The organism is Thalassobius vesicularis (genome assembly GCF_004799325.1).
GTDB lineage: Bacteria > Pseudomonadota > Alphaproteobacteria > Rhodobacterales > Rhodobacteraceae > Thalassobius > Thalassobius vesicularis.
Genome location: NZ_SSMD01000035.1, coordinates 1 through 439, shown reverse-complemented (window position 1 = coordinate 439; position 439 = coordinate 1). Strand labels below are relative to the sequence as shown.

General features: G+C 62.4%; 1 pseudogene. It reads right to left on the bottom strand.

Features of this window, described 5'->3' with window-relative positions:
* A pseudogene (locus E7681_RS19020) lies at nucleotides 1-338 on the bottom strand (hypothetical protein); the annotation flags it as partial.
* Nucleotides 339-439: the final 101 nt, after the last annotated feature.

The following is a 439-nucleotide window of genomic DNA, read 5'->3' as shown; positions in this document are numbered from 1 at the left end:
GCCCGGGCCTGCGCCAATGCAAGCTCGTAATCGGCAGGGTCAATACGCAGCACTTCGGTCCCGGCCGGGACCAGGCGTCCGGGCTCCAAGTCGGGGTGACGCCAGATCACCTCACCCTGCACCTCAGAAACCGCAACCCAGGTCTCGGCCGCACGCAGGTTGCCCCAAACATTTACATTGGGGCGAATGATCTCTGACGTGGCCGTAATAACCCGGACTGGCAGTGCAGGTACCGCACCGTCGACCCGTACTGGTCCGGGAGCGGATGAAATCAACCAGACTGCTGTAGCGATACCGAGAGCGATGGGCGGGGCCGCAAAGAGAGGTGCCAAGCGCATAAGTTCACCCCTTCGCCTGGCGCATCCGCGCCAATGTGCCGTCGCGTAGAACGAAGTGGTGGTAGAATGCACCCGCGACATGAAGGGCGACCAGTGCCAAT